The 2,026-nt window shown below is 43.9% G+C and carries 3 protein-coding genes; all 3 read right to left on the bottom strand.

The features are described 5' to 3' along the window. Positions 1–733: serine hydroxymethyltransferase (locus SPADD19_RS06525; RefSeq protein WP_128861602.1), on the bottom strand; the 733-nt coding region annotated here is incomplete at its 3' end. A gap of 38 nt (positions 734–771) precedes the next feature. Next, positions 772–1,383 carry an L-threonylcarbamoyladenylate synthase gene (locus SPADD19_RS06520; protein ID WP_061455561.1) on the bottom strand — a complete coding sequence of 204 codons (612 nt, stop codon included), beginning with the start codon at positions 1,381–1,383 and terminating at the stop codon, positions 772–774. Beyond that, positions 1,376–2,026, bottom strand: a 651-nt coding sequence (prmC, locus tag SPADD19_RS06515) for a peptide chain release factor N(5)-glutamine methyltransferase (RefSeq protein WP_061455560.1), incomplete at its 5' end; no start/stop codon positions are given. The genes SPADD19_RS06520 and prmC, both read right to left, overlap by 8 nt.

Raw genomic sequence — 2,026 nt, 5'->3', positions numbered from 1 at the left:
CATCATTGGTCAAGATCAGACCTCCACGAGGTCCACGAAGGGTCTTGTGAGTGGTCGTAGTCGTGATATGGGCATAAGGAACCGGACTTGGATGAAGACCTGCTGCCACGAGACCAGCAATATGGGCCATGTCAACCATGAGTTTGGCTCCTACTGCATCTGCAATCTCACGGAATTTTGAGAAATCAATGATATGAGAGTAGGCTGAGGCACCAGCAACGATGAGTTTTGGCTTCACTTCTTGGGCTTGTTTTAGGATGGCATCAAAATCCAAGAGCTCTGTTTCAGGATCTACACTATAGGACACAAAGTTATAGGTTTGACCAGAGAAGCTCACAGAAGCTCCGTGCGTCAAATGCCCACCGGCAGCTAGATCCATCCCCATGACGGTATCACCAGGCTCAATCAAGGCCATATAGGCAGCACAGTTTGCCTGACTTCCTGAATGCGGTTGAACGTTAGCAAATTTAGCCCCAAAGATTTCTTTAGCCCGTTCGATCGCGAGACTTTCGACCACATCAACCACATCTGTCCCGCCATAGTAACGACGACCAGGATAGCCTTCGGCATATTTATTTGTCAGAATAGACCCTTGAGCAGCCATCACTGCCTTAGAGACAACATTTTCAGAAGCAATCAACTCAATATTGTTTTGTTGACGCTCTTCCTCTTTAGCGATCGCATTCCATAGGTCTGCATCATAAGCTTTGTAATCTTCTTTATCAAAAATCATCGGTCTACTCCTTTATAAAAAAATATTTATGTACATTATCACTGAGGAAGTTCATCTTCCTCAAAAGAAAGCTCCGGCACTTGTGCAAGCAAATCAGCTTTTGTAATAGAACCTTGCCGCAAAATCCTGGCTTTGGAACTAGAGATATCCAAAATAGTTGAATCTTGGCCTGTCAGAAAGTCATCATCCTCTATACCAGGAACCACTTGATCAAATTCGCTTACAATAGCCCTATACTTTGTTCCACTTGCATGACCTGAAAGATTGGCAGAGGGACCAACCAAAGGGCTGTATTTACGAATTAAATCCAATGTTTTTGGGTGAGCCGGTATACGGAAACCAACTGTATCCAATCCTGAATGAATCCAGTTAGGTACCTTTTCATTCGCTTGAAGAATAATAGTCAGAGGCCCTGGCAAAAATGAATGAATCAGTTTTGTTAAATAGCTGGGTTGATTTTTCGAATAAATTCGAATCGTTTTTTCGTCGGCTACATTTAAATTCAGAGCCTTGTCTCTCGGTCTACGTTTTAATTCGTAAATATAATCAACTGCCTCTTGGTCCAGAGCTTTAGCGAAAATACCATAGACTGTTTCAGTTGGCAGAATAACCGCACGGCCTGCTTCTAATTCTTTCTCAATGTTATCCATTGTCTACTACTACCATTCTTTCTTGTCCAAATTGGTCTTTCAGAACTCGAACTCGTTTGTCAGGAAACGCTTCTCGAAAGAGCTCTTTTACTTTGGCTCCTTGCTTATAGCCAATTTCTAGATAGATCTTTCCGTCTGGTGTTAAAACACTTGGTGCTTGCTGGGCAATCTTTTCGTAGATGGCATATCCATCACAGTCTGCAAAGAGAGCTAAGTGGGGTTCAGAGGCTAAAACATTGGCTCCAACCTCTTCTACATCATCCCGGGAGATATAGGGAGGGTTGGACACTATCAGGTCATAAGGACCTTCTAGTTCGTCCAGTACATCTGACGACTTGAATTCAAGGACAGCTTCTAATTGCTTGGCATTTTCTTGAGCTAGGGCTAAAGCCTCTTCTGAGACATCACTAGCTTGAACCTGCCAGGTAGGTCTAGCAAGGGCTAAGCTAATCGCAATGGCCCCACTTCCTGTACCAATATCCAGAACTCGTAAGGCTTTCTCATCGTTTTCTTCGAGAATGAGAGCCACCAACTCCTCTGTCTCTGGTCGTGGAATCAGCACGCGCTCATCAACTGTAAAAACATGCCCACAGAATTCTGCACTCCCAATAATATATTGGGCAGGAGCGTGATGTTTCAGCTG

It is taken from the genome of Streptococcus parasanguinis (genome assembly GCF_001578955.1).
Lineage (GTDB): Bacteria > Bacillota > Bacilli > Lactobacillales > Streptococcaceae > Streptococcus > Streptococcus parasanguinis_U.
Note: the sequence above shows the minus strand (reverse complement) of the source record. Positions and strands in the feature narration are given on the sequence as shown.

What these genes read in the sequence shown, in the direction of transcription:
- SPADD19_RS06520 (WP_061455561.1), bottom strand. Translation starts at nt 1,383, where the DNA reads ATGGATAACATTGAGAAAGAATTAGAAGCAGGCCGTGCGGTTATTCTG.